Below are 376 nucleotides of genomic sequence, written 5' to 3'. Positions count from 1 at the left end.
GGATTGTCCTTTGGACAATGGTAGGAGAGCGTTCTAAGGGCGTTGAAGCATGATCGTAAGGACATGTGGAGCGCTTAGAAGTGAGAATGCCGGTGTGAGTAGCGAAAGACGGGTGAGAATCCCGTCCACCGATTGACTAAGGTTTCCAGAGGAAGGCTCGTCCGCTCTGGGTTAGTCGGGTCCTAAGCTGAGGCCGACAGGCGTAGGCGATGGATAACAGGTTGATATTCCTGTACCACCTATAATCGTTTTAATCGATGGGGGGACGCAGTAGGATAGGCGAAGCGTGCGATTGGATTGCACGTCTAAGCAGTAAGGCTGAGTATTAGGCAAATCCGGTACTCGTTAAGGCTGAGCTGTGATGGGGAGAAGACAT

1 rRNA gene is annotated in these 376 nt (G+C 51.6%); it reads left to right on the top strand.

The features are described from left to right. Positions 1-376: ribosomal RNA gene (locus IDG63_RS14340) — 23S ribosomal RNA — on the top strand; the annotation flags it as partial.

The organism is Staphylococcus sp. EG-SA-14 (genome assembly GCF_017151935.1).
In the GTDB taxonomy this organism is placed as follows: Bacteria; Bacillota; Bacilli; order Staphylococcales; family Staphylococcaceae; genus Staphylococcus; species Staphylococcus aureus.
Note: the sequence above shows the minus strand (reverse complement) of the source record. Positions and strands in the feature narration are given on the sequence as shown.